The sequence below is a fragment of the Pseudogemmobacter bohemicus genome (assembly GCF_003290025.1).
GTDB lineage: Bacteria > Pseudomonadota > Alphaproteobacteria > Rhodobacterales > Rhodobacteraceae > Pseudogemmobacter > Pseudogemmobacter bohemicus.
Map to the genome: position 1 here is coordinate 880,515 of NZ_QNHG01000002.1, position 24,407 is coordinate 904,921.

Here is a 24,407-nt window from a genome sequence, read left to right on the forward strand (position 1 = left end):
ACCCTGCGACCGCACAAAGCCCGGCCCCGATCAGGCCGGGCTTTGTCATCCCCTCACTGGATGAGGATGTAGAAGAACATCTCAAGATCGCCGGCGCGTTGCGGGTCGCGTTCGTCCAGCAGCAATTCGCGTTGGGTCTGGCCCTTGTCATAGCCCAGATGTTCCGCGTTCAGCCAGGCGAGGCCCTTCGTTTCGGGATGCTGCCCCCAGACATGCGCCGATCTGATCCGCAGCCGGCACAAAAGCTGTTTGTATTTCGGCCCCTCCCAATTGTCGAAATTCAGACGCTCCTGTCCGCCCATGTGGTTGGGAAGTGTGTTCAGGAATATCATCGTCCCTTCGGAGGGTTGCCAGAACAGGCCGGCGCCAAGTTTCTCGTTGCGGCGATCAACCTGGACATGACCTTCAAGCCGCAGATACTTGAATCCGAAATATTGTCTCAGCTTGCCTCCGGATGCTTCGTGCCAGTAGCGTTTCGCAGTATTTGTCGTCGGATAGGGCAGGTCGATCCCGACTTCGATGATCGGGTCATAATCTTTGGGCTGGCACATCAGCTCGGGGCTGTCGGTGCGGATCTCGATCCCCTTGTCAAAGGCGATATTGGGCAGGCCCTCCATCCCGTTCAGGATCAGCCCCTCCTGCAGCAACTCGGTCGTGCCATAGCCGCCGGAATGCAAGGTTATCCGTGTGAGCGTCAGCACATCGGGCTGGCGCTGATCGCCGATATTGGCACAGAGCTTGTCCAGCGCGTCCTGAACCGTGAACTGATCCGACAGCAGTTTGCATTCGCCGGGGAAATAAGCCGTCTGTGTGGCAGTCCGGAACCCTGCGGTAAAGCGGATCGGCTGCGGTTCCTCGGCGCCGGTTGCGGTCAGGAGCACGGCCTCGATGCCCTGGACGGTATGGGGCAGGCCGGCATTGATCGACCATCTGATCTGGCTGACCCCATCCGCCCCGGTGGGCAGCGAGATCGGGTTCGCGCGGGAGCAAAGCATATTGTCGATCATCATTTCGATATCGGGATTGACCGGCCGCCAGAGCACCCTGGCCCCCTGAACCGGATGCCGCCCGCGCATCACCGCCACCCGCAGCGGCGCCGGCAGGGCGATATGGGTTACGCCGGGGGACAGCAGCACCTCCTGCCCGTCGCCGCCCCGGTAATGCAGCACCCGGTCGGTGAGCGATCCGGCGGTGATCCGGCAATCTTCCAGCGGCTGCAGCGCGCCCGGCGCGATCACCGCCAGCGGCGCAAAGCGGGTCTCGGGACCATGCGGCAGCTCGGCGGCGCCGGGCGGCCAGTCGATGCTGCCATCTGATCGTGCGGCAAAGGTCCAGTAATCGCCGCGCCGGAAGCGGGCATCCGCGCTGCCTCCCAGCCAGATCCTGAGCCCATCGCCAATGTCGATCTCTTGCGATGTTGTCGGATGGCCGGTCGTATCCACGGTGACCGCGCCCGAGGCCCCGCTGTCATTGAAACTGTCCCAGAGCCGCAGGAACCACTCGCCCGGCGCGGCCAGCCCCGAGAGAATGCCGCTGGCCGCGTTGTCCAGCGTGACCGTGGTATCGGTTGCCCGCAAAACGCGGAACAGCCGCTCGCCGGCCCCGGCCGGATCGGGGGGCACAAGATCGTCGCCGGGGCGCACCAGCTCGGCAAACTGGCCCGGGGCGAACCAGTTCAGCGGGTCAAGTGCCGGCGGCGTCACCGTGATCTCGGTCCCTGTGACCGAGACCAGCCGCACCAGCACCGAGGCATTGCGCCGCGAGAGTTTCACCCGCAGCCCGTTCAGTCCATAGCGCAAACCGGCCGCAACCGGCGCATTGGCGATGGCGGTGCCGCCATGAACCTCGATCCGGTAAAGCAGGTTCTCGCCGCGGCTGAACCCGCCCCGGGGCACCAGCGAGCATGGATCGCTGGCCGGGATCACCTCGGCGGGGCCGACCCGCAGCGTGCCGGTCGAGGCGGCGGTCAACTCTTGCCAGGCGGGATCTTGCGGCAGCGTGGCGCAATCCAGCCCCGAGGCGATGCGGATCGGGAAGACATGCCAGTCGGTCAGCGCCCGCCCGCCCGTCTGGGCATCGCCAAGAGCCGGGTCGGCCCAGGCGGTCTCTTCCACCGGGTCGATATTGCGGATCAGCGCCTTGATCACCAGCGCCATCGGGGTCTGTGGCGCGGCACCGGTCCAGGGATTGGGCTGGGTCGCGAGCGTCACCAGCGCGGTGTTTTCCAAAAGCCAGCCGCCCAGATAGCCGCGCCCCGCAGCCAGCCGGATATTGGCCCCCGCCAGCGAGACCTGAAAGCCCGGATCGCCATTCGGCGCCACCAGCCTCCCCGGTGCGGCAAAGATATCGGCATCACCGGTCTCGCCGCGTTCCAGGATCAACCGCGCCGCCTGGTCCAGTTCGGCATCCAGCAGCACCTGCCCCTGGCGGAAAACCGGCGCGCGCGGTTTGCGCGGATCATTCGGGCGGATCTTCTGGCGGCTGGCATCAATGCGGATGGTCATGGCCGGTTCCTCCGGGACGCGATTGCACCAGAGCGGCTGTCGTCGATCACGCCGCTCTCGATTGTGTAGGACAGGTATTCGCCGGCCAGTGCCTGGCTGTTTTCCAGCACGATGCCGAAGCCGGCGGCAGAAAAAGCGCCCATTTCCGCCCCGTCTTCGCCGCCCGAGCGGATCTCGGCCGGGCAAAGCGGGTGCAGCATGGCCAGCGCCGGCTCTTCAGCCGACAGGTCGGAGAAGACGGGCGCGAGGCGGGCCCGCGCCCGCATCTTTTCCGCGTCGTCGAGATCGCGCGCGCAGGCGCGGCTCTCGCTGGCCAGCCCGGTCTCCGGCTGGCAGCGAAAGCTTTGCGGCAGGCTGGACCCCCAGGGCGCGTAAGAATAGCGCAGGCAGCCCGATTGCCGGCGGCTGACGCGGCAGAGGCCGGCAAAGATCACATTGGTGCCCTCCAGTTCCTGCATTCTGGCCTCGCCGAGGATGGTGACATTGCAAAGCCGCGCCAGCATCCGGGGCAGGTCCAGCGCGGGATGTGTGGCGCCGTCGGAGAGGAAAACACTGTCCGAGGCCGCAAGGCTGCCGGTCAGGTCGATGGCGGCAGAGCCCAGCCGGACCGCGCCGCAGATCACCTGCTCCATCCGGATCGCCACCGCCGTGGCGCCGGTCGCCCCAAGCGCGAGGCCGCCAGGATTGCGCAGGCTGCAATGGCGGATCCTCAGCGCCGAGAGTGATTGCGCGGCGATAGTGACGCCCTTTGTCACCGCGATCCCGTCCAGCACCACCTGGCCCGCGCGTTTCCCTGCCGCCGGGGCGGCGCGCGACAGGGTGATGGGCGCATCCAGCACCAGCCGGCGCTGGCGGCGCAGCACATAGCCAGACGCGGTGCCCGAAGCGGGGAGTACCCAGTCGGTGGCGATCAGATGCACCTCGCTTTCCGCCGGCACATGCAGGCGGAAGCGGGTCTCGCCGGCCTGTGGCGCCAGAATCAGGCAGCGCGGCACGATGACAAGGCTGCGCCGCCCGGCACCATGAAGGCGGATATCCTCGAACGCGGTTTGCAGGTCCCGGACATGGCGCAGCGCGGCCGTGGCATCCGGGTCTTCCGTCCCTTCGGGATCGACCAGGCGGATCAGATGGGTCAGCCCGCCCTCATCGCGGATGTCAAACACCTCATCGCCGGACTGGCGATCCTGAGGCCCGGCTCCGATGGGGCGGGTGAGGCCGGTCGCATGGGAGATCCGGACCTCGGTTACCTCGGTCTCGGGCGGCAGGGGGGCGGGGGTGATCAGCCGCCCGGTCACCGGATCAAACACGCAGTCGATCGGGCAATTATGGCTCCGGGGCTGGGTATCCCCGGGGGCGAACCAGCGATGCGGCCAGTCGCGACCGGGGCGCCCGGCGGGCGGGGTTTCCAGATTGACGATCCTCAGCCGCTCTGGCGGTACACGGGTGAAATCGCCGTCGCCGCGACGCAGAAAAATCGCGAAAGGCGCAGCATTGGCGTCGAACCAGGGCCTGCCCGACAGGCGCGACGCCCTGCCCTCGATCTCGCTTGCGCGCAGCTCTTCAATTTCCTTGTGCAGGGCGAGGCGGCGCAGGCGGTCGGGGCAATCGGTCTGGCCGCGCCGCCCCACAGCGCCCGACAGACGGCGCGGGTTGAAAAGGCGCGTCACCTCGCCTTGCCAGGGGGAGAGCTGGAAAAAGCCTGGACGGGGGGCGCCGCCCGGGCTCCAGTCCCGCATCGGCGGCAGGCCGGCCAGGGCGGCGGTGCTGTAACTGGCGGCGCCCGGCGGTCCTGTGACAACCGGCGGCGCCGGCCATTCCAGCGCCACCGGGCGCAGCATATGGAGGCCAAGCGAGGCGATCCCATGCCGCCCGCGCGGCTCCGCCGTCCCGATGCGCCGGAAATCGGCAAGGCGGGGCATCAGATCAAAGGCACTGCCCGCCGCCCCGGCCTGGAGCCCGTCGGTCAGAAGGGCCAGAGCGGGGCGTTCGGGCCGCAGATCGGTCAGATGCGCCAGTCGCCCGAGGCGCTGGAAATATTCCACCGCCACCACCGGCAGTCCGCTGGCATCCGAGACGAGGCTTTCGATCACGCGCGCCGTGCCCTTGCCGCGCCGGTAGCGGATTGTATTGGCGATCACCGGTCGCGCGGAAATGCCCGATCCCGGTGGCATCGGCTGCAACAGTGTCGCGCCGACCAGCTCGGCGATCATCGCCAGCGCGGGTTCCGACGCGGTCTCGACCGAAATCGCATCGCGGAACCGCGCCAGCTCGGCGTCGATGGTTGCGGGGCCAAGCGCCAGCACCGAGAAAAGCGCCCTTATCGCGCCCGACCCCGCCATATCGCTTTGCCGGATATGCACCGGCAGCAGCGCGTAAAGCGCATCCGCCACCGCTTCGATCCGGCTTTCGGTAAGGTCGGCGGAAATGGTCATGGCTGCATCTCCGTGAAGGTGATACCGGCGGGGGCAAGCGACAGCAGCCCCGCCTCGCGGATCCGGCCCTGGGGGGTGACCTCTGGCGCGGCGGGGATCAGCCGACCCTGGGCATCGGGCACAAGGCCGGGCGCGGCAAGGCCGGTCAGCCGCAGCGCGAGGACGCCGGGCACCGCCTGCGCCTCGGCCAGCAGCGCCGAGATATGCAGCCCCTGGCCAAAGCCCATCCGCGCCCGGCTGAAACGGTCGCTCAGGCGCTGGCGGATTGCGGTTTCGACCTCGCTGCGCAGCGCATCCGGCTCGCAGGCCAGCGCGAAACCGGCAGAGACGGCGCTGTCGGTAAAGCCCAGGATGCGGAGATGCAGGCCGGGCGGGGCGGCGGCCAGGATTGCCTCATGCAGCGCGCCCGGCAGGGCAGAGCCGGGCTGTGGCGGCGTAAGGCTGGTGGTTGCGATTGTCAGGCACAGGATGCGGCGCAGTCCGGCATAAAGCTCGCAGGCCATGGCCTTGCCGATACCGCGAAAGCCTAGCGCAAAGGCCTCGGCGTCAGTAAGCGAGACCACCCGGTCCAGCGCCCGCACCGCTGCCGGCGCCGCGTGGCGCATCGCCTCGATCCCCTCGGCATCGCTGCCGCCCTCGGCCGCCATCGGATTGGTGACCGCGCGCAGCCCCGGGCGCGGCGAAAGCAGCATGGTCAGCGTGCCGGATTTCAGATTGCCATGGGCGCCGCCGCCTTTCAGCGCAATCGCCGTGACATTGCCATCGCCCGAGGCGAGGATGCCGGCGGTTTGCGCCACCGATTGGCCGCCCCGCGCCGGGCGGAGCGTATAGGCCTGGCTTTCCGGCCCCTCACCCCAGAGGCTGTCGACCGGATGATACAGCCGCCCGCTGACCCTCAGTTCCAGCGCCGGCGCATAGCCGCGCGGTCCGGGCGCTGCAATATGGGCCAAAGGCGCGCGCGGCAGGGCAAAGCTTTGCAGCCGCCGCGACGGATCGCCCGAGCCGATCACCTCGATCCCTTGCGGCGCGGATTCACCCTGGACCGCGCCGCAGCAATTGCCGGCGATCTCCAGCGTAGCGCTTTTCCAGCGCTCGGTTGCGTTCCCGGTGATGGTCAGCCGGGTCCGGTTGTTGTCGACCGGCTCGCATTTCTCGACCGTCACCACCCGGGCCAGCGGTTTGCCGTCGGTGCCCAGCCCCTGGACGATCAGCCGGCGCCCGGGTGGCAGATCGACGGCGCTGGCCAGCACCAGGCGGCGCGAGACAAATCCCATGGGTACGTCTTCGGGCAGTTGCAGCACCGCGCCGCGCGCTGTTTCCAGGCCGATCACCACCGCCCGCGCCTCGGCGCTATGCGCGGTGAGATTTGCGTCCGCGACACTGATGCGGGTCACCTTTGCGGCAAGGCCAAAGCCGGTCACCCCGGTTTCGACCGTCCGGGTGATCCGCGCCGCGCGAGCATCCGCCCCGGCGCTGCGGGTGAAAAGCGCCACCCGGCCCGGCGCGGCCTCGCCGTAAACCGCATCAAGATCCAGCTCCGCCGCCGTGTCGGAGACCGACAGAAAGGCCGGCTCGGTCCAGGGACCAAGATTGAGCTGACCCGGATCGACCTGCAGATCTCTCAGGATCCCGAGGATGGTCTGGCGCAGGCTGGGGGCGGTGGCCCCGAAGACCTGGGCCCTTGCGCCCAGAACGATGACTGTCCCGGCGACATTTGGCAGCGTCGCCGCCGCTGCAATGCTGCCCCCGCCGGCAAGCGCCAGCCGGGTGCGCGGCGGGTCGGCCACCGGGTCCGGGGCGACCCCGGTGATCCGGAACCAGAGCCAGCCGGTTACCACCCGGACCAGCAGGCCGTCACCGGCCCTGGCATTGAAACTGCCGCCTTCGACGGTGATCCCGGTGCTTGCCATGGTGATATCGGGCAGCGGGCTTTCGCGCCAGGGCAGCAGGCGGTTCCAGCCCGGCCGGGCGACCAGGTCGGTTTCGGTCTCGAAGATCACCGGCAGGGCGCCAGGTTCGGGCGTCGAGGCAATTTTGCTGCCTTTGGGCACCAGCACCTCTTCGGGCGCACCGGCAAGGTCATCAAGCTGGAAGGCCAGCACAGTCCCGGCCGAGATCGCCGGTTTCGGGCGGTAGCCGACCAGCCCGGTCAGCGAGGCCAGAGCCTCCGGGTCCTGGCTCAGCCCCAGGGTGCCATCGGCGTAAAGCTGGCCGATCACCCCGCCCAGAACATGGGTTGCCGCCGCCGCCGCGTCGATCAGCGCGATGGCGGGGTCGCCAGGATCGCCGCGCATCAGCCCGGCCAGCGGGCGCTTTCCAAAACCTTCGGCGCGGGTGATGCGGTCCAGCATCCGCTCGCGCAGGTCGGAATGGCGAAAGGCCAGCGCATCGCCGGGCAAGGCGCCTGCACCGGTATCCCTGCAGTGACAGCCGCCGCCACAACCGCAATCCACAGTCATCGCCCGCCTCCCATCATCAGGGTCAGCCGTCCACGTTCGGGGAAGTTCGGATCATCGGCCAGTTCCAGGATGCCGGTGCCGCCCGGACGGATCACGCCGGCGGCAATCTCGCCATCCGGGGCGCGGCCAAAGCGCTGGAAGGTGAGGGGCACCACGCTTTGCACGCCGGGCACCGCCAGCACGGCAGCGATCAGGCGCGACAGGTAAAGCACGGATCCGAAGGTGAAATTATCGGGATGGAAAAAGCCCGGCGCTCCGTCTGCCGGCCCGAACGGGCTGAGGCTGCGGCGCACCGCGCGCGCCACTGCGCTGCGCAGATGGCCGGGGGCGGCGCAGATCGTCAACGCGATATCAAGCGGGATGGTTCTGGCGTTGCGGATCGCCACATCGAACCCGGCAAGGCGGAAATGGTCGAGATGCACCAGCAGGGCATCGCGGAACCCGGCATCGACCGCCAGCCCGCCCTCGCGGTCGATATGGATCAGCATGGTCTGCCAGGCGCCCGTCCAGCGCGGCACTGCGACGGCATTGGCGACTCCGGGGAAACGCATCGCGGCTGCGGCATAATCGGCGGCGCTGACGGCGCGCTCCTGGCGGCGGAAGGCCTCGGGCGCGGCGATGCGGATCTGCGCGAGGCTCTCCGGCCCGGCCCCGCCTTGTGCGGGCAGCGGGTTCCAGATGCGGGCGATCCCGAGGCTGCTGTCGCGCACCACCGCGCGGCCAAGCGCGCCCGGCCCGATCATCCCGGCCCGGCCCAGTCCAAACCGCCCGGCTGGGGAAAAGCGCAGGCCGGTGCCGGGGCGCAGGCCCAGAACCCCATCGCCAAACCGGATCTGCGGCAGGCCGGCAGGGGTCTCTTCCAGCACGAAATCGCGATCATATGGGCCCGAGGCCAGCAGGTCGTCGCGCGCCTGCCAGGAGGTGAAGCCGTCATCAAGGCTCAGCTGTGCCACGCAAAGCGCGGGGTCCGACGGGATCAGCCCGGCCGCGCTTTCGCTGTTGTCCTCTGGCAGGCAGCGCGCCACCGGCCCGGGCACATTGCGCAGAACCGGCCGCCAGGGCAGCCCGTCGGGCGGCGAGGGAGGGTCGGGGCGGGGCGACAGCCCGGCCCCCGTCACTGCCGGCCCCAGCATCGCCGGCGGCGGCAGGCTTTGGCCATGGTCTGCGGCGGTGACATTGCCCAGCACCAGGGCGCAGGTCAGCCGCAGATCCGGGCCGGAGACCTGGGCGATATCGGCCTCGATCACCAGGTCAAAGGGCAGGGCATCGGCCTCGGACCAGGTGACCTGCACAAGGTTGGTGCCAGCCGGGGCCAGCGGGTCGGATACCGCGCTTACCGCAGTCAGCCGCACCGCATGGCGCAGCGCCGGATCGGCGTCGGCGGCAGCACCGGTATCGGGCGCGCGGGTCTGGACCAGTACGAGGTCATCGCCCGGCTTTAGCCCCCCCTGGCCACCGCTGCCATCCACCAGCGTCGCCGAGACCGCGCCACGCGGCAGCATGCAGAGCCCATCGGACCAGGTGTGAAAGCGGATCTCATTGCGCCAGGACCAGAGCTTTAGCGCGCGCATCGTCTCGAACACGGTGAGATCGCCGGTGACGGCGATCCGGGCATATTCTTCGGGGGAGCAGAGCGGTCCCTCGCCGCTTCCCGCCAGCAGGGGTGTGCTGCGCGGCAAGAGCGCGCCCTCGGCCAGAGGCGAGACCGGGCGATACTCGACCGCGATGAAGGTCACTGCGCTGGCCCCTTCGCCGGGCTGGTAATCGAGGAGGCGGGCATGGGCGACCATGGCGGCGCGGGTGCGGGCGCTGTCGGGCAGGGCTTCGGTCCCGATCCAGTCGGCGCTGTAGCTTTGCTGGTCGAAACGCGAGGCCAGGGCTTCGATCAGCGTCACCGTCAGATCGGCGGGATCATCCTCGCGGAAACCGGGCACCAGCACCGCCATCCGGTCCAGCATCAGCCGGCGCAGGCTGGCCCAGTCGCGCGCCATCAGATCGAAGGGCACCTCTGCGCCGGTATTGCGCGGCAAAGGCGGCTCTTCCGCACAGTCGAAATCCGAGGGGCAGTCGATCTTGAAGGTGAAATCCACCGCCGCAAGGCGCGGGTCGATGAAGCCGGGCACTCCGTTTCCGCCACTGGCCACCAGTTCCAGCCGATAGGTCGAGAAATCGGTCAGGCCGGGGACAAAGATCACCCGATACTGGCTGACCTCATCCGGCCCGGGTTCTGCAATCACATCGGCAATGGCGGGCGCCGGATAACGCACCCCGCCGGTGACGCGGATATTCGCCTTTGTCAGCGCGGCGGCAGGCAAAGGCAGCGGGCGCACCAGATGGATGTCGATCTCGGTTGGCAGCGAGACCGGATTGCCCTGCCGCAGCTCGATATAGTCGATGCCCGACAGCCCGGCCGGCCCACCGATCTGCAGTGCCGCGCGCCGGCCCGGGTCGCAGCAGTCATAGCGCGCGCCGGTCATGTCAGTTCCTTCCTCAGAACGGTGGTGCCTGCCTCGCGGGTCGAGAGCACCTCATAGCTGACGGAAATCTCCAGCAATGCCTCATCGGCAGTGACGCCGAGGTCAAGCAGGTCAAGCACATGGCCCAGATGCTGCATGATCGCAGCCTGAAGCGCAGCCTCAAGCGCGATGGCCTGCGGGCCGCCGGTCGGGCCGAATACCATCTGCCGCACCGGGGTGCCGAAATCGGGGCGCATCACGCGCTCAAGCGGCATGGTGAAGATCACCAGCTCCAGCATCTGGCGGACATGCGCGGCCGAGCCATAAGCGACCGAGGCGCTTTGTCCGAGCGGGGTGACCGACCAGGGAAAGGCAAGCCGGCTCATGTCGCGATCACCCTTGTCTGCGACGAGATCACCGAGGGCGGCCCGCCCGGGATCTGCTCGGCCGAAAGGCACAGCCCGACCGCCGGGTTGATCAGCACCGGCTGGCCGCCGGCAGTCACGCGGGTGGCGCCGATGATCCAGCGCGTCGAGACGCAGGGCTGCGGCTTGCCGGGTGGCAGGGTAAAGACGCAGCCGGCAATCGGTGCGGCATCGGTGACCACCGCGACCGGCATCCCCGAGACCTGCACCCTGGGATTAGCCGCGATGATGTTCAGCGAGCCGCCATGCGGGCAGATGGCAACCGCGCCTGCGTGAAGAACCGGTCCTGGCATGGCATCCTCCGTCTTTCAGGTCACGACAAGCGCGCCGCCATTGATGATCACCGAAGGCCCCGACATCTGGATCGAGGCGCCCTGGCCGTTCGAGATGGTGATGCCCTGGGCACCGATGGTCAGCATGGCGCCGGCGGGCGTGCGGATCTGCACCTGGCTTGCGGGCAGGTCGGACAGGGTCACGCTGACCCCGGTGGTGGTCTGCAGATGCAGGTTCGGGGTGACCGGGGTGGCCCCGATCAGGGCCGAAGTCGGGAAACCGCCGATATCGGACCAGAAGCCACCGCTCCAGATCGGGCAATTCGGGTCGCCGGCTTCGAATTCGACCCAGACCGCATCGCCGATGGCGGGCATGGCGACGAGCGAGGCGCCGCCCTTTCCGGCGCGGGGGAAACAGGGCAGCACCCAGGTCGAGATGAAGAGCCCGTATTGCTCGGACAGCTGAACCTGGAGGCGGCCCTGGAATTGCGGGTCCTGGTTGTTCAGCACCGTCGCGCGGTATTTGCCGTAATGGCGCGGACCTGACTGGCTCATACTGCGACCCTCCCCACCAGGCTGCCAAAACCGTCGCGCGACAGCTGGAAGGCTTGTTTCCAGCTGCCCCGCGAAAGCGTGTGGGTGACCGAGCGGCAGAACCAGACCCCGTCATGCGCCGCGCCGGCGCCGCGCACCCCCACCAGTTTGCGCGCAGACAAAGGCGCGCCGTAACGGGTCAGATCCATGCTGCCGGTCGCGGTCACCGGATCGGTGCCCCCCGCACCGCCCAGCAGCGTCTTGAGCACATCCGGGAGTTTCAGCCGGTCGGTCCCCATCATCCGCGTCCGGTTCGGCAGCATCGGGCGGCGCGACAGCGGCGGTTTCAGGATCCCCACATCCGGCACCGGCACCGGCACCGAGAAATTCGCGACCTTCACGAAACCGATCGGCAGCACGGCGGCATTCCCGTCGGCGGAAAAGCTCATGGAGTCGATATTCGAGGCCTGGTCCATGTCGATGGTCAGCGCGGGCTGCATCATCCCCACCCTGACCGGCGGTCCCCAATAGGCGGTGTTCATGCCGGGTGTCGGGCCGCAGGTGACATACCAGTCATAACCGGCATCTTTGGCCAGTTTCTCGGCATATTCGTAATCGGTGCCCTGCTGATGCGGATAGCTGTCGGTGGGGGAGGACGCCGAGGAGAACGGGTCCGGGATCGTCACCGGCATCACACCCAGCGGCATGTATTTCGTCAGCATCATCGCCACCTGGGCGAAGGGCGGCATCGCGGGAAACGGCACCCCGGTCAGATCGACGATGTTCATATAGCCGCCCATATCCTCGCCGGTGAGCGTCAGCTTCCACTCCCCGGGTTTTGTCGAGGCGGTCATGTCCTGGCGGCGGATCGGCCCATCGGCCAGCACGACGGGCGTACCGCGCAGGGTGGCCACCAGCATGGCGCGGGTCATCGGCTCGAAATAGCCCGAAGGCAGCAGGTCGGTCGCGATGGGCGAGGTTTTCGAGAAACTGAAACTCAGCTGAAAGCCCGAGCGCGCGCCGACGGCCTCGGTCACCGTGGCGGACTCGAAGGCCTGGGCCAGCACCGCCGGCACCGGCCTGACCGCCAGCGGTCCCATTTTCAAAGACAGGGTGACGGCACTAAGCGGAGCCATTATCGGCCACCTCCAGCGGCAGGGGGATCGTCAGCAGGCGGCCCTCGGGGCCGGAAAGGCCGGCAGGGTCGGGCTCGCCTGCGGCATCGGCGATGCGCCACCAGAGCGCGGGGTCGCCGTAAGCGGCATAAGCGAGGGTATCGGGGCGCTCATCACCGCTGAGCCGCACCCGGTCGAGCGGCACGAACCGCTCGGGTGCGGGCAGGATGCGGCGTGCCAGCGAATATTGCGGCGCACCATCCGGCCCGGTCCGGGTCAGCACGGCGAGATTGGCGTAGCGGCTGTTTTGCGGAAAAGGATTGTCCATCTCGCCCTCCTATGGTGCGCCCGAAAGCCCGAAGACCTGCAGCCCCGGCATGCGGCGCGTGGCCAGTTTCTCTTTGCGCCTGAGCGCCGCGAGGAAGAGCTCTGCCCCTTTTGAGCCAGGCGCCAGATCGTCGCTGCCCAGCACCCTCAGCCCCAGCGTGATGCGGGCCAGGATCGGGTTCAGCTGCTGGTCAAACGCCTCTTCGGTGACGGAAAACTCGGTCACCCGCACCGGAAGCGTGCGGTTCCTGCCCAGCACCAGCACCAGAAGCGGCGAGGGCAGCGGCAGGATTTCCAGCACCCCCTGGCCCGCCAGCGCGGCGGCGGCGGTGATATCGGCGGCTTTGGGGGTGATCATCATCTCAAGCTCTGCCAGGTCTGCACTGATCCCTTCCGCCACCGTCAGCGGGTTCTGCGCCGGTTTCTCCAGCCGGTCGGTGGCGTCGAGCACGACCTCAAGGCGCAGCGTTTCAACCGGAGGTCCGGTCAGGCGCAGCGCCTCGACCCGGTCGCCGCCTTCGGCCGCGGCGCTGCGAGGCGTCAGGCTGCGGGTCAGGGTCTCGGGGTTGTATTGAAACGCGACCGTTCGCAAAACCGCGTTCCCGGCCGCATCCATCTCGATGAACCCGCCCTTCAACAGCTTTGGTGCGCCGGGGAAGCTGGTCATGGCTCAGGTCTCCTTCGCTTCGCCACGGTTCATCATCTCGCGGACCACCTGCATCGGGTCGATCTTTTCGGGCTCCATTTTGATCTGCGACAGGCTGGGCCAGGTGATGTCACCCGCTTTGGAATAGGCGATACGGCCAAGGGTCAGTTTTACCTCGGGGCCGATCTGGGCCTGGACGGCGGCCACATTATAGACCCAGCGATGCGAGAAGGCCCCCCAGGCGGCATAGAGATCGGCGGCAAGATCGACCTTCGCCTTTGCGATCAGCCGGCCTTTGGCGAAGGCCTCGGCGGAAAAGGCAAAGCCGTCGCGATCATAATCGGCCTCGACATCAAGCCCGCCCTCGCCCTCGATCCTGAGCGCCGGAGTGATCTCGATCCCGCCTTTGGCCCCCACCGCGCCAAGCGCCACCTCAAGCCCGATATAGGCGCCAAAGGTGCCATAGATCTCGCCATAGGCGGGCAGCGAGAAGGCGCCGGTCAGTTTGGCTTTGACCTGCGGGTCATCCTCCAGCGGGTAAAGCTCGCCATTGAATTTCACGCTTTTCAGCATCACCGGCCCGACGCCGTAGCCCAGACCCAATGATCCCCTGATCTCGCCATAAGCGGTCACCGCCGGCACCGGGGTCGGGATCGAGAACTTGACTCCGACGCTCCGGATGATGTCGATCTGGCCACCCTTTTCATTCGGCCATTTGCGCGAGAGGGGGATGTCGGAAACCGCCACCTCGCCAAAGAGTTTCACCCGCCGGTCGCGGGTCAGCTCTACCCCCAGTGTCGGGCGCAGGGTTTTGGTGACCTGGTAGGAAAGCTGGCCCTTGCCCCAGTAATTTCCCTGTTCGTCAAAGCTGAGATTGATGATGCCGCTGGCCTTTTCGGTTTTGACCTCGACATCGGCCTTGCCGGAAAAGCGCCCCTCTTCCTCATCGGGTTTGCGGGCGTAGCCGATGGTGATGGTGCTGTCGATACTCCGCCATTTGATGCCGGCCTTGCCCTCCAGCCACAGGCCGGCATCGGAATAACGGCCCTTGAGTTTGACCGAATCGACCATCGGCAGCGGTTTCGGGATATCGACCTCGCCGTAATAGCTGATGCCCTGGCCCTTCCAGCCCGCGCCAAGGGTCAGGGTGGCGTCGCGGATGCGGGTTGTGATGGCGCCGCTGGCATAGGGGGAGAAGCCGCCACCCTCTTCGCGAAAGCCGATCTCGACATTGGCCTCGGATTTCGGGATCGAGGAGGAGGCCGCCTTTACCCGCCCGCTCCAGCCGGTATCGGATTTCCACAGGACCTCGCCATCGGCGGCCGAGATGCCGGGGATCTTGCCGGCCGGCACCAGGCTGCCTTTGGCGATGAACACGCCGCCGATATATTCGACATGGATGCCGCCGCGCAGCAAAGGTTTGCCCGCCGGCCCGATCTCGAAATCCAGATCGCCCGAGGGGACGAGGCTGGGTGAAAGCTGCATTTCCAGCTTGCCACCGGTAAAGCGGAAGGCGCCAGGGAGCGGCGAGACCAGTTTCGCCGCAGGGATGGGCGCGATCAGCGACAAAACGTCTTTGGCGTATTCCACATCCAGCTTCGGCAATAGCGGGATGCTCGGCGTTATGGTGCCCGAGGCGATCAGCCCGCCGGTATCGTCCAGTGCCAGTTTCGTCAGAACGCCGGGGCTGAGATAGGGGTAGTAGAACGGGATCTTCTGCTGCGACTGTGTGCCGTCGAATTTCAGCTGCCGCGCCTCGGTCACCGGGCTGGGTTCCGCCCCGGGTTCCGCGCTGGCGGGCGCCTTATGCGGCACCGCTTTCAGTTTGATGCTGGCATCGGCGCTGGAACTCATCCGCATCGCGCGGCTGTCCAGCTCGGCCGTGACAGTGTCAGAGACGCTGTTCCTGCCATTCGCACCGCGTTTATAGCTGGTCAGCCGCATCCCCGGCACGATCCGTTTGGTCGCGGCGGTGATCGGGGTCTCACCGGATTCCTTCACCTGGACCGCCTCGCCCTGGCCGCCGGCGCTCAGATGCACCGGCGTGCCGCCAGCCAGTGTTTTGACCTTTTCCGATCCCGCGACCGCGCCTTTTCGCAAAAGCGTCTCGATGACAAAGCTGGCATCCGTGGTCCCCGCCGGCACCTGGATCGAGGGGATGCGCAGCTGGATATTCTTAACCTTGTCGCCGCGCATCGCGGGCGAGCGGATCTCGCGCACCACATCGACCAGGGCGTTATAGGTCGAGGCGCCGGATTCGCGGTTCTTGGTGGCATCAAGCAGCTGCATATTTGACGGGATCGAGGTGCCGCCGATCTGCTTTTCGACGATATGGTCGATGTCGCAGCCGGCTTTGGTCAGATTGGTGCCCAGCCCGTCCACCACCTTTTTCACCGCAGTATCGGTCAGCGCGGTCTTCACCTCTTCATTGGTGGCGGCGGCGGTGGTGAAGGCCTTTTTCACATCCGCCGTGGTGGCGAAACCGTAATGGCCCAGCCAGATATCCTTGTATTTCTCGCCCCCCTCTTTCCAGGCGGCGATGGAATTGCCGGTGATCTCGGGCGAGAAGACCAGCCGCCCGCCCGCTGCCGCATCGGTGTAGGCCTGGCGGACCCAGGCGCCCATGCCTTTCTCTTTGGGCATGGCGAAATTCTGCAGCTCAATCACCAGCTCATCGGTTCCCAGCCCCGCGGGCGTGTCGGTGATCACCTTGCAATTCGCTGGCAGCGGTCGCGCCGGGGCGGTGACGCGCGAGGGCGGGGTCGGCGCGGCCTGGGCGCTGCCCGCCGGCAGGCCCGCAGGCGCAGCGGCCGAACGTGCCGCCCGCATCACCCGTTTCGCGGTCTTTTGCCGGATGGCGGGGCGCTCACCCCTGGCGGCGGATCTGACGGCGGCCTCGGCCTCGGCTTCGGCGGCCTCGGTTTCGGCGGATCCGGGGGAGGCGGGTCCGGGGGAGGCGCTCCCCTTGTCGCCCTGTTGCTGTAAGGCATGGGCCAGTTCATGCGCGATCAGCCCGCGCCCCTCATCGGTATCAGGGCGGAAGGCGCCGGCGGCAAAGGCGATATCCGCGCCATGGGTCAGGGCGCGGGCGCCGTGTTTTGCTGCCAGAGTATCGCCGGCAGCCCCGTCATGCAGCCGCAGCGCGGGCAGGGGCGTGCCGAACCGCCCCTCCATATCGCTGCGCAGCGAAGCGGGGAATTCGCGCCCCGCCGCCAGATCGGAGCTTGCGATACCGGGCGCAAAAGCCGGTCGCGTCAGTGCAGATTTCGCAGGCGCAGGTTTCGCCGATGCAGGTCTCGCGGGAGCGCGCGTCGATGCGGGAAGGGCGGCGGCGGCCGGGCGATGCGCCATGGCGGGCAAAAGATCACGCTTCATCGCCGTGCCTCCCGCTCCTGGCCACGCCTTCGCTGCGAAGAAGCGCCGCCGTCGCGATGCGCAAGGCGATGCGTTCGGCCTCGATCTCGATGCGCGGCCGTCCGGCTGCCGGGCGCAGGGCCGGCAGCTCGGGCCAGCGCGAAAAGGAGTGCTGCAAGGCCGCAGGCAGGGCGCCGGCCAGCCGCTGCACCTCGATCCGCGAGGCGCCGGTGATCCGCAGATCGCCGATCCGCACCGTGACCGGGGGAGAGGGGCGCGTGTTCATGCCGCTTTCCCCCAGTCGATCCGGGGCACCGGCAGGTTCATCTTGCGCAGCTCTGCCGCGACTTCCTCGGCGATCAGCGCGCGGGTCACCACCTGGCCGCCCGCCGCAGCCCGGAACGCCGCGCCAAGCGCCACATTGCGGATCGAGCCGCCCGAAAGCGGCAATGCGGCAAGGACCGACCAGTCGATTTCCTCGCAAGGCGTCGGGGCGGGGAAGGCGCGGCTCCAGAGCCGCAGCCGTTCCTCGATACCCGGGGCCGGGAACTCGACCGCAAAACGGAAGCGGCGCAGGAAGGCGGGGTCGATCGCGCTGCGCAGATTGGTGGTGACGATGGTAAAGCCGGAAAACTCCTCCATTCGCTGCAAGAGGTCGCTGATCTCGGCATTGACCACCCGGTCGGTGCCGCTGGAAACCGCGCCCCGGCTGCCCCAGAGCGCCTCGCCCTCATTGCAGACCAGCACCGCGCCCGAGGCTTCGGCGCAATCGAACAGGGCGGCGATGTTTTTCGAGGTCTCGCCGATCCATTTCGACATGATCTGCGAGAGATCGACCGCCAGCACGCGCAGCCCCAGCGAGGCCGCCAGAACCTCGGCCGCCATGGTCTTGCCGGTGCCGGGAGGACCCGAGAACAGCGCGGCGACGCCGCGCCCGCGCCAGCCCTCGCGCCCGCCCATCCGCGCGGCGAAACCCCAGTCATCGAAGACAAGGCTGGCATGGCGGACATGCGCCCCGATCCGGTCGAGGGCCGAGGCGGTGGCGGCGGGCAGGATCAGATCGTCGCGGATATAACCCGGCTCGATCAGCCGCGCGCCGGGGATGCCGGGATCGGGAACGGCCCGGGCAGCTGCGCGCCAGAGGGCGGTTTCCGGTTCCGCCGTCGCATCGGCGAGGGCATTGTCGAGCGCAGGGGCGGCTCCGGCAATGGCGGTGGCGATACCGGCCGGGTCCAGCCGGAACTGCGCGGCGATGCGCCCGATCCCCCGGCCAAGCCGTGCCACCAGTGCTGGCCCGAGCGCCTCTTCCCAGGCGCTGCGCGCCAGCGCCGGATCGTCTTTCGGTGGCGGCAGCAGGTGCAGCCCGCGCAAAGGCGGCGTGGCAGGAATGGTATCCAGCACGATCTGGCCAAGAAAGCGGTCGGCGAAGCCCGGGGTCAGAGTGCCGGTGACGATCAGCGCCGCCCTGGACAGCGCCGCCTCACGGCTGAGAAGATCGGCAAAACCGGCGCGTTCGGGCGGATCCTGCGGCAGATCGCTCGCGGCGATCACCCATGGCTGCAGCCCGGTGGCGGCGATCAGGGTGGCAAGCGCCCCCGGGGTACGGCCCGGCGCGGCAATGGCCGGCGGCAGGCCAAACGGCCCCCGCGCCTGCAGGCCCGCCAGCAGGCTGGCCGATGCGGAGGCCCCTTCCTGCGTCCCGGCCCTAATCCCGGCCCGCATCTCCACCGGCATCTCGGGTGCCACCACCCGCGCGCCCACGCGGGCATCCGGGGCCTCACCGCCCAGAAACCGGTCAAGCAGCGCCGGTGAGATCCGCAGCCTTGCCTCGATCCTCGGCGCTGCTGGGCTCAGGGTTTCCACCATGTCAAACCGCATCAGCGGCGCATCGGCGGCAAGAGCCGTTGGCGTAAGGCCGGGGATCAGCCGCATCAGCAGCCAGAAGGGCAGGCCTGGCCCCGGCTGGCCGCCCGCCATGGCCTCGGCACTCACCGCTGCCCGCGCCACCCGCTCGGAAAGGCTGGCCGCTGCCAGCACCGCAAGCGCCGCGACCGAGGGCTGAGACAGCGCGAAACCGCTGCCGAGCTGCGCGAGCGGATGCCCCTCGTCCTGCGCCAGCGCGGCGCCGAGCGGGGCGAAAAGATCGGGCGTTTCCGGCGCGGCCAGCGCGGCCAGCGTCAGTCCCTCGGCCAAAGCAAGGATCGGGGTCATGCCTCATCCTCCTCTGACCGGGGAACCGGCAGTACCCGCTTGCGGTCGGGGTCGGGATGGGCCGCAAGGCGCAGCGCCTCGACCAGCCGGGCAGGGGGCACGGCCTCATCGAGATGGAGGAACACGGTGGTTACGAGAAAGGAGGCCGAGGGTCGCAAAGGCGCCTGCAATGCCGACCAGAGTTTGGTCGAGAGGTCGAAATCGACCGGGTTCTGGGTGACGGTGATCTGTTCGGGCTGGTGAAGCGGGTCGAAAAGCGGCTCATTCCCCAGCTCTTCAATCGGCGTGGTGGGCTGCGCCGGCACCTGCAACTGGCCAAGGATGGCATGGACGCGGGAGCGCGGCACGATGGCCGCGCGGGTCAGCGCATGGATTCCGAGGCCCAGCAGCATCTCGCGCTCCAGCGCCGGGCCGGTGGCGGCCAGCAGGTAATGCAGGTCAAGAACCACCGGCGCCGCGACGATGCGGCGCCCGTCCGGCCCCGTCTGCGGATCATGCATGTTGCGCCAGGCGGGGTTCGGGCCGGCATGATGCAGAAAGAGATGCAAAGCGAGCGGCTCGGGCGGTGGCGCCTGGTTTTCGCGCAGTGGTGCGGGCTGCTGGCGCGGCGGTGGCTCGGCCAGCACGGGGGGCGGGATAAAGCCCTGCCAGGCGGTCTCCAGCGCCTCGCGAAGGAGGCCGCACAGCACCACCGTGGTGGCGGGTATGGCGAAATGGGCGGTCATCGTCCGGGCTTTCCGGCCTGATCGAGATAGTCGCCAAGGGACGGCGCATGGGGCGGCGCGCGCTGCGGGTTACGGGTCGGCGCGCGTGGCGGGGCCGGATCGGGGCCGAGGCGGATCTCCAGCCGGGCAATCTCGATCACCACGGGGGCGGGGTGGTCTGTTTCGGCGGGGGGCAGGTCGAGGGCGAAGGGGGAGGGTGCGGTGCCCGGACCCGCGGCCTCTGGCTGCACCGGCAATGCGGCGACGGAGGCAGCCGGGGCGGGGCTGTCCCGGAGTGGATCATCCCCGCCTTTGATCTGTCGCGGGGACGGGTCATCTTCGTCGGACAAAGCGGGCTGAGTGGCATCTGCGAAACCGCTTGCTGGCACTGAAGGGTGGTATGCTGGCCGCGCCTCGACGGTCGGCGGCGGTGGGGCGGCGATATCAGAGGGGGCGGTCTGTGCACCTGGCGCGGGCACGGGCGAGGTCCGCACGGGCGCCGGATCCTGCGGCCCGGCGCCACCAGGGGCGGGGTGATCCGCCCCGCGCTCTTGCCGTTGCGGAACCGGCAGGGCTGCGATGGGCCGTTCAGCCCCTGGATGGCCGGGATCGGGGCCGCGATGATCGGGGCGCCGGGTTGCGCGCTCTCCGGTCCCGGCGGCAGGGCGGGGCCTGTCGGGTGCTGCATCGCCGAAGGGGAGTTCCGGGCCGGTAAAGCCCGGCTCTGCTTCCAGCGAGAAAAAGGGAGAGGCGTCGTCTTGCGCTGTGGTCCCGGTCCAGCCCGGTCCGGTATCCTCAAAGCGGGAGCGCGGGCGGGGGGTGGCGAGGCTCTGGCCTTCGGTTACCGGGGCCGGCAGGCCGGCGGCAAGGCGCAAGGCGGTCAGATACTGGCTCATGCCCGCCCCCCTGCTGCCAGTCTTCGCGCGGGGACTGCGCCCGTGGTGCCGGTGCCGGCGCTGCCGGTGGCGAGGATCATGCCGACATAGCGGCGGCGGCGGTTTTCCGGCAGCGCGAGGATCTCGCCCTCGCTCCAGCCATAGGCACGGGCGATCAGGTCGATTTCGCGAAACAGCCGGTCGATCAGCGCATCCAGCACCGGGGCGACAAAGGCGGCCGGATCGGCCAGCGCAGCAAACCCCTGGCCGCAACCGGCGCAATCCAGACCCAGTGTGAGCGAGCCGGCGGGGTCTGCCTCCTCCCAGGCGGCGGCAAGTGCGGGCAGGTCGGCGGCGGTGAAAGCCCGGGCATCCGCCCCGGCGATCAGCGAGCGCGCCAGGCGCAGCGGGTCAGCGGCCAGCGGATCGCCCGCCGCCGGCAGCCCCGCCCGCATCGGACCGGCCGCTGCGGTGAGACCGACAAGGCTGCCCGCTGCCGGCGCCGGCAGGGCAAGCAGTGCATCGACCGGCAGCGCCACCTCATTCGCGGCCGCGCAATGGGGGCAGATCATCTGCGCCTCGGGCAGCCGTCCGGTCAGCGCCCGGTGCAACAGCAAAAGCCGCTGGTTGCGCCGCCCGGGCCCGTCGGCGGCGACATCCTGGCCAAAGACCGCAAGGCAGAACCGGGCGAGCCGTGGAGATGCTGCGCCAGCCTCCGCCGCATCCGGCCAGTGCCGCAAGAGATCGGCGGCAGCCGGCAGCACTGGCAACAGATCCAGAGCCATGACAGCCTCAGTTCGGTTCCGAGAAGCTCGGCTCTGCCGGCTCGGTCACGGCATAATCGCGCTCCCAGCCCTCATTTTCGAGCTTCAGTTTCGCGATCGCCACCGCATTCGCATTGGCATCCAGATCGGGCAGCGCCTGGTATTCCGACACCCAGCAGCGGTAGATGCTGTAGCTCAGCACCACCTGGCCGGCCTCATTCAGCAGGTCGATAATGATATCCTTGCGGAAGTCGGCCAGCGAGACCTCGCCGCCCAGGCCGGACCCGAAATTCCAGACCTTATTGGCCCATTTCTCGAAATCCCCGTCATGGGTGACGCCGCGTTCAAGCGTGATCGCGTCATATTCGGTGCGGCCAGGCGATTTATACGAGGTCGAGGGGTCGCCTCCTGCGCGGTGCTTGATCACCTCGGTCGTGCGTTTCAGAAGCGATACCTTTGAGATGCCCGCGACATAGCGACCATCCCATTTCACCCGGAATTTGAAGTTCTTATAGGGGTCGAGCCTGCGTGCATTCAGGGAAAACTGTGCCATATCTGCGCCCTCAGCCTGTGGCCTGTGTGATCTGCCGCAGATTGATCACGACAAATTCGGCGGGTTTCAGCGGCGCGAAGCCCACGACGAGATTGACGATGCCGGCATTGATATCGTCGGCGGTGGTGGTCGAGGAATCGCAGGCGACGAAATAGGCATCGCGTGAGGAGGTGCCCTTGAAAGCCCCCTGACGGTAAAGCCCATGCATGAAACTGGTGGCGGCAATGCGCAGCTGCGACCAGAGATCCTCGCCATTGGGCTTTTGCACCGCCCAAAGCAGCCCCTCGGACAAAGAGCGCAGGATGTAACTCGCGGTGCGGCGCACGGGGATATATTTGTAATCGCTGGCCATGGCATCGGCCCCGTCCACCGTGCGCGATCCGAAAGCCACGGTGCCGAAGATCGGGAATTTGCGGATCACGTTCAGGCCAAGCGGGTTCAGCAGCCCCTGTTCGATATCGGGCACATCCAGCGCCGGGCCGAAAGTGCCGCTCAGCCCGGCCTCGGTGCCTGCCGGCGCCTGCCATACTCCGGTCTGGGCATCGGTGCGGGCGATCATGCCCGCCACCGCGCCCGAAGGCGGATGCGAGCGGATCGCGCCCGGCTCAAGCGGGTCGGAGACGCGAATATTCGGGAACCAGGCGCCGGCATGTTCCGAGCGAAAGCCGAATTTCACCGATTTCCACGCCTCGGCGCTGTTGGTGCTGGTGGCGTCGGGTGGCGGGTCCACCAGCAGGAACGCGTGTTTCAGAGCGCAGATCCGCGCAGCCTCGGCATAGATCCCGGCCGCATCGGTATGGTGCAGCGCCTTCGGATCGCTGGCCGAGGGCCGTACGAGGTCAGGCAGGCAAAGAAGATTGAAGAAAGGATCGGGGATCTCAAGCGCAGTGACGGCGGCCTGAAAGACGGGCGTTTCGGGCTGGCCGCCGGCGCTGTCCAGCCCGGCGGTGAAGGCAGTCACCTCGCCGCCGGCCAGAGCCAGACCCAGCCGGTAGCGCGAGGGCATCGTCTGCAGCTGCGAGATGCCGGCAACGGCCATGAATTTGTTTGCCGCAGCCGCCGGATCGGTCAGCGAGATCACCGCATCATGCACCCGCGCCGAAGGCGCCGCCCCGGGCGCGCTGAGGGTCAGGCGCAGCAGGCGGTTATCCTCGAATGTGGCGCTCTGGATCGTGGCGCCGCCCAGTTTCGCGAAGAGGGCGGTGTCTGCGGCCAGCTTTGCATTCAGCGCCCGGGTGAGAAGGAGGGCCAGATCGGCGGGATTGGCGGGGCGCGCCTGGTTCGCGGTGAAAACCGTGACTTCCTGCCCCTGGATCGAATTGGCGGCATCGGCGGTGCCATCGGCGGCATAGCGGCTGATGCCAAGAATGACCTTCAGCTCATTGGTCATCACCATGGTCGCGACCGAAGCGGGCAGGCGGTAGATCGAGCCGTTCGGCTTTGGCGCGGGGCCGTCATTGCCGCTCAGGCTCAGCGCGATCAGTTTCGATCCGGTGTCCGGGTCCTTCAGCACATCCGGCGCACAACGCGCCGAATTCGACGCGGTGGAAAGGCCGCCGAACCGCTCGCTGCGACCGTTGACCGGGTCGAGAATGGTCAGGTTGAAGCGCGGGCTCAGCGCGCCATCGGTGGTCGAGAAGGGGTTGGTGCCCAGGCCGAACGGGTCGATCTCGACATAAAGCGCATTGCCGCCACCGCCCGAGGAAAGCGCCTCGAATGTCATGGCCCGGTCAGGATCGGCGGCTGCCTTCTTTTGCTGTTTCAGCCCGAGCGAGGCTTTTGCCGCGCCCTTGCCCGCCACCCGTTTCACCCAGGCCTGGCCACCACCATTGGCAAAGAAATGCAGGACGGAATAGGAAAGCGCGCTCTCGGAACTGAGCCCGCCAAAAGCGCGTTCGAAATCGGCAAAACTGAAGAGGCGGGTCGGCCGGTCATCAATGCCGCTTTTGGTTGGCCCGACGAAAAGCGCCACCGAAGTCGGTGCCCCGGCAATGCTGCGCACGCCAGAGGGGATTTCGCGGGTATAGATGCCTGGATAGGTTAACTGCAGCATGGAAACGGGCCTCCAATCTCTCATCCGCAGATGGTGAAGGCAAACCCCGACCATGGGTCACAAGTGCTGTGGCCGTAAGAAATGCCCTTGAAAATCAGAAGGTTCTGGTTCCCCGTGAAGGGGTGCCGTGCCGAAACGCTACTGCCTCAGTTCGATTCGGACAACCCGGAATATTTTTAATGCAAGCGCATGGCGATGCGTCGCCAGCCGAGCGCGCGCCGGCAAATTCAACGCCAGGTTTTTGGGGGAAATCTGTGGGAGAGGCATATGGAACCGGCCATTGCCACTATGATTCCAGCCGTAAATCAGACCTGAAATCGCTCGTCTGAAAGACACCGCCGCATTGCCGGTTATCAGATGCCAGAGAGCCGTATTCTGCGGCGTGATCCTGATATACGGGTCGACATGCGGGGAGGCTGTTTCACAACAGGATTGTAGTTCCGGCTGTTGCCGCAGCCCGGGTTTGTCACCACCGTTCCATCCGCAATATGTGCCGTCGACTGTCCGGGCGCGGCCCCTTTTCGCCGGTCTGCACCAGTCCTGGTCCTGTGGGGGGCGCCGCCATGATATGCGGTGTCACGATGGGATCGGGGGGCGATGTCCGGCGGGTAAATCCCGGGGCGTTCTCTCGCGGGGCGGGCATGGCCTGGCTGCCGGATTGCGCCAATGTTGCCTTGCCACCCGGCGCCGCAATCGCCTTGCAGAACAGCATCGCAAAGAGGC

General features: G+C 67.7%; 18 protein-coding genes. All 18 read right to left on the bottom strand.

Annotated features, from left to right (window positions below; translation table 11 throughout):
- Positions 1 to 53: 53 nt before the first annotated feature.
- From DRF71_RS12185 to DRF71_RS12270, 18 genes are read right to left on the bottom strand one after another with little or no spacing between them, the layout of a single operon-like run.
- The gene (locus tag DRF71_RS12185) at positions 54 to 2,504 is read right to left on the bottom strand and encodes a DUF6519 domain-containing protein (RefSeq protein WP_112310783.1); all 2,451 of its coding nucleotides are present in this window, start codon (positions 2,502 to 2,504) and stop codon (positions 54 to 56) included.
- Positions 2,501 to 4,936, bottom strand: a complete 2,436-nt coding sequence (locus DRF71_RS12190) for a hypothetical protein (protein WP_112310784.1) — start codon at positions 4,934 to 4,936, stop codon at positions 2,501 to 2,503. Before DRF71_RS12190 ends, DRF71_RS12185 begins: the two co-directional genes overlap by 4 nt.
- Entirely contained in the window at positions 4,933 to 7,395 is a 2,463-nt protein-coding gene (locus tag DRF71_RS12195; protein WP_112310785.1) for a baseplate J/gp47 family protein, read from the bottom strand. The genes DRF71_RS12190 and DRF71_RS12195 overlap by 4 nt, the downstream gene beginning before the upstream one ends.
- Positions 7,392 to 9,872, bottom strand: coding sequence for a putative baseplate assembly protein (locus DRF71_RS12200; RefSeq protein ID WP_112310786.1), 2,481 nt, complete (start codon positions 9,870 to 9,872; stop codon positions 7,392 to 7,394). Before DRF71_RS12200 ends, DRF71_RS12195 begins: the two co-directional genes overlap by 4 nt.
- Positions 9,869 to 10,237 carry a GPW/gp25 family protein gene (locus tag DRF71_RS12205; RefSeq protein WP_112310787.1) on the bottom strand — a complete coding sequence of 123 codons (369 nt, stop codon included), beginning with the start codon at positions 10,235 to 10,237 and terminating at the stop codon, positions 9,869 to 9,871. Before DRF71_RS12205 ends, DRF71_RS12200 begins: the two co-directional genes overlap by 4 nt.
- The gene (locus tag DRF71_RS12210; protein WP_112310788.1) at positions 10,234 to 10,569 is read right to left on the bottom strand and encodes a hypothetical protein; all 336 of its coding nucleotides are present in this window, start codon (positions 10,567 to 10,569) and stop codon (positions 10,234 to 10,236) included. Before DRF71_RS12210 ends, DRF71_RS12205 begins: the two co-directional genes overlap by 4 nt.
- A 15-nt stretch (positions 10,570 to 10,584) precedes the next feature.
- On the bottom strand, positions 10,585 to 11,103 hold the full coding sequence (locus DRF71_RS12215) for a phage baseplate assembly protein V (RefSeq protein WP_112310789.1): 519 nt from the start codon (positions 11,101 to 11,103) through the stop codon (positions 10,585 to 10,587).
- Positions 11,100 to 12,218 (bottom strand): hypothetical protein, encoded by a 1,119-nt coding sequence (locus DRF71_RS12220; RefSeq protein ID WP_157971055.1) that lies wholly within the window; start codon positions 12,216 to 12,218, stop codon positions 11,100 to 11,102. Before DRF71_RS12220 ends, DRF71_RS12215 begins: the two co-directional genes overlap by 4 nt.
- Positions 12,205 to 12,525: a LysM domain-containing protein gene (locus tag DRF71_RS12225; protein ID WP_112310791.1), complete on the bottom strand. Its 321-nt coding sequence runs from the start codon at positions 12,523 to 12,525 to the stop codon at positions 12,205 to 12,207. The genes DRF71_RS12220 and DRF71_RS12225 overlap by 14 nt, the downstream gene beginning before the upstream one ends.
- 9 nt (positions 12,526 to 12,534) lie before the next feature.
- Positions 12,535 to 13,191: a hypothetical protein gene (locus DRF71_RS12230; RefSeq protein ID WP_112310792.1), complete on the bottom strand. Its 657-nt coding sequence runs from the start codon at positions 13,189 to 13,191 to the stop codon at positions 12,535 to 12,537.
- A gap of 3 nt (positions 13,192 to 13,194) precedes the next feature.
- Entirely contained in the window at positions 13,195 to 16,545 is a 3,351-nt protein-coding gene (locus DRF71_RS12235; protein ID WP_112310793.1) for an eCIS core domain-containing protein, read from the bottom strand.
- Positions 16,535 to 16,810, bottom strand: coding sequence for a hypothetical protein (locus DRF71_RS12240; RefSeq protein ID WP_112310794.1), 276 nt, complete (start codon positions 16,808 to 16,810; stop codon positions 16,535 to 16,537). Before DRF71_RS12240 ends, DRF71_RS12235 begins: the two co-directional genes overlap by 11 nt.
- Positions 16,807 to 18,735, bottom strand: coding sequence for an ATP-binding protein (locus tag DRF71_RS12245; RefSeq protein ID WP_112310795.1), 1,929 nt, complete (start codon positions 18,733 to 18,735; stop codon positions 16,807 to 16,809). Before DRF71_RS12245 ends, DRF71_RS12240 begins: the two co-directional genes overlap by 4 nt.
- The gene (locus tag DRF71_RS12250; RefSeq protein ID WP_112310796.1) at positions 18,732 to 19,460 is read right to left on the bottom strand and encodes a Pvc16 family protein; all 729 of its coding nucleotides are present in this window, start codon (positions 19,458 to 19,460) and stop codon (positions 18,732 to 18,734) included. The genes DRF71_RS12245 and DRF71_RS12250 overlap by 4 nt, the downstream gene beginning before the upstream one ends.
- Positions 19,457 to 20,335: a hypothetical protein gene (locus DRF71_RS12255; protein ID WP_112310797.1), complete on the bottom strand. Its 879-nt coding sequence runs from the start codon at positions 20,333 to 20,335 to the stop codon at positions 19,457 to 19,459. Before DRF71_RS12255 ends, DRF71_RS12250 begins: the two co-directional genes overlap by 4 nt.
- On the bottom strand, positions 20,332 to 21,099 hold the full coding sequence (locus DRF71_RS12260) for a hypothetical protein (RefSeq protein ID WP_112310798.1): 768 nt from the start codon (positions 21,097 to 21,099) through the stop codon (positions 20,332 to 20,334). Before DRF71_RS12260 ends, DRF71_RS12255 begins: the two co-directional genes overlap by 4 nt.
- Positions 21,100 to 21,106: 7 nt before the next feature.
- Positions 21,107 to 21,631: a phage tail protein gene (locus tag DRF71_RS12265; protein ID WP_112310799.1), complete on the bottom strand. Its 525-nt coding sequence runs from the start codon at positions 21,629 to 21,631 to the stop codon at positions 21,107 to 21,109.
- A 10-nt stretch (positions 21,632 to 21,641) separates the two neighbouring features.
- Positions 21,642 to 23,684: a phage tail sheath family protein gene (locus DRF71_RS12270; protein ID WP_198672185.1), complete on the bottom strand. Its 2,043-nt coding sequence runs from the start codon at positions 23,682 to 23,684 to the stop codon at positions 21,642 to 21,644.
- Between the last annotated feature and the right edge of the window lie 723 nt (positions 23,685 to 24,407).

What these genes read in the sequence shown, in the direction of transcription:
- DRF71_RS12220 (WP_157971055.1), bottom strand. Translation starts at nt 12,218, where the DNA reads ATGGCTCCGCTTAGTGCCGTCACCCTGTCTTTGAAAATGGGACCGCTG.
- DRF71_RS12250 (WP_112310796.1), bottom strand. Translation starts at nt 19,460, where the DNA reads ATGACCGCCCATTTCGCCATACCCGCCACCACGGTGGTGCTGTGCGGC.
- DRF71_RS12200 (WP_112310786.1), bottom strand. Translation starts at nt 9,872, where the DNA reads ATGACCGGCGCGCGCTATGACTGCTGCGACCCGGGCCGGCGCGCGGCA.
- DRF71_RS12260 (WP_112310798.1), bottom strand. Translation starts at nt 21,099, where the DNA reads ATGGCTCTGGATCTGTTGCCAGTGCTGCCGGCTGCCGCCGATCTCTTG.
- DRF71_RS12195 (WP_112310785.1), bottom strand. Translation starts at nt 7,395, where the DNA reads ATGACTGTGGATTGCGGTTGTGGCGGCGGCTGTCACTGCAGGGATACC.
- DRF71_RS12190 (WP_112310784.1), bottom strand. Translation starts at nt 4,936, where the DNA reads ATGACCATTTCCGCCGACCTTACCGAAAGCCGGATCGAAGCGGTGGCG.
- DRF71_RS12205 (WP_112310787.1), bottom strand. Translation starts at nt 10,237, where the DNA reads ATGAGCCGGCTTGCCTTTCCCTGGTCGGTCACCCCGCTCGGACAAAGC.
- DRF71_RS12270 (WP_198672185.1), bottom strand. Translation starts at nt 23,684, where the DNA reads ATGCTGCAGTTAACCTATCCAGGCATCTATACCCGCGAAATCCCCTCT.
- DRF71_RS12185 (WP_112310783.1), bottom strand. Translation starts at nt 2,504, where the DNA reads ATGACCATCCGCATTGATGCCAGCCGCCAGAAGATCCGCCCGAATGAT.
- DRF71_RS12225 (WP_112310791.1), bottom strand. Translation starts at nt 12,525, where the DNA reads ATGGACAATCCTTTTCCGCAAAACAGCCGCTACGCCAATCTCGCCGTG.
- DRF71_RS12230 (WP_112310792.1), bottom strand. Translation starts at nt 13,191, where the DNA reads ATGACCAGCTTCCCCGGCGCACCAAAGCTGTTGAAGGGCGGGTTCATC.
- DRF71_RS12240 (WP_112310794.1), bottom strand. Translation starts at nt 16,810, where the DNA reads ATGAACACGCGCCCCTCTCCCCCGGTCACGGTGCGGATCGGCGATCTG.
- DRF71_RS12265 (WP_112310799.1), bottom strand. Translation starts at nt 21,631, where the DNA reads ATGGCACAGTTTTCCCTGAATGCACGCAGGCTCGACCCCTATAAGAAC.
- DRF71_RS12235 (WP_112310793.1), bottom strand. Translation starts at nt 16,545, where the DNA reads ATGAAGCGTGATCTTTTGCCCGCCATGGCGCATCGCCCGGCCGCCGCC.
- DRF71_RS12255 (WP_112310797.1), bottom strand. Translation starts at nt 20,335, where the DNA reads ATGAGCCAGTATCTGACCGCCTTGCGCCTTGCCGCCGGCCTGCCGGCC.
- DRF71_RS12215 (WP_112310789.1), bottom strand. Translation starts at nt 11,103, where the DNA reads ATGAGCCAGTCAGGTCCGCGCCATTACGGCAAATACCGCGCGACGGTG.
- DRF71_RS12245 (WP_112310795.1), bottom strand. Translation starts at nt 18,735, where the DNA reads ATGACCCCGATCCTTGCTTTGGCCGAGGGACTGACGCTGGCCGCGCTG.
- DRF71_RS12210 (WP_112310788.1), bottom strand. Translation starts at nt 10,569, where the DNA reads ATGCCAGGACCGGTTCTTCACGCAGGCGCGGTTGCCATCTGCCCGCAT.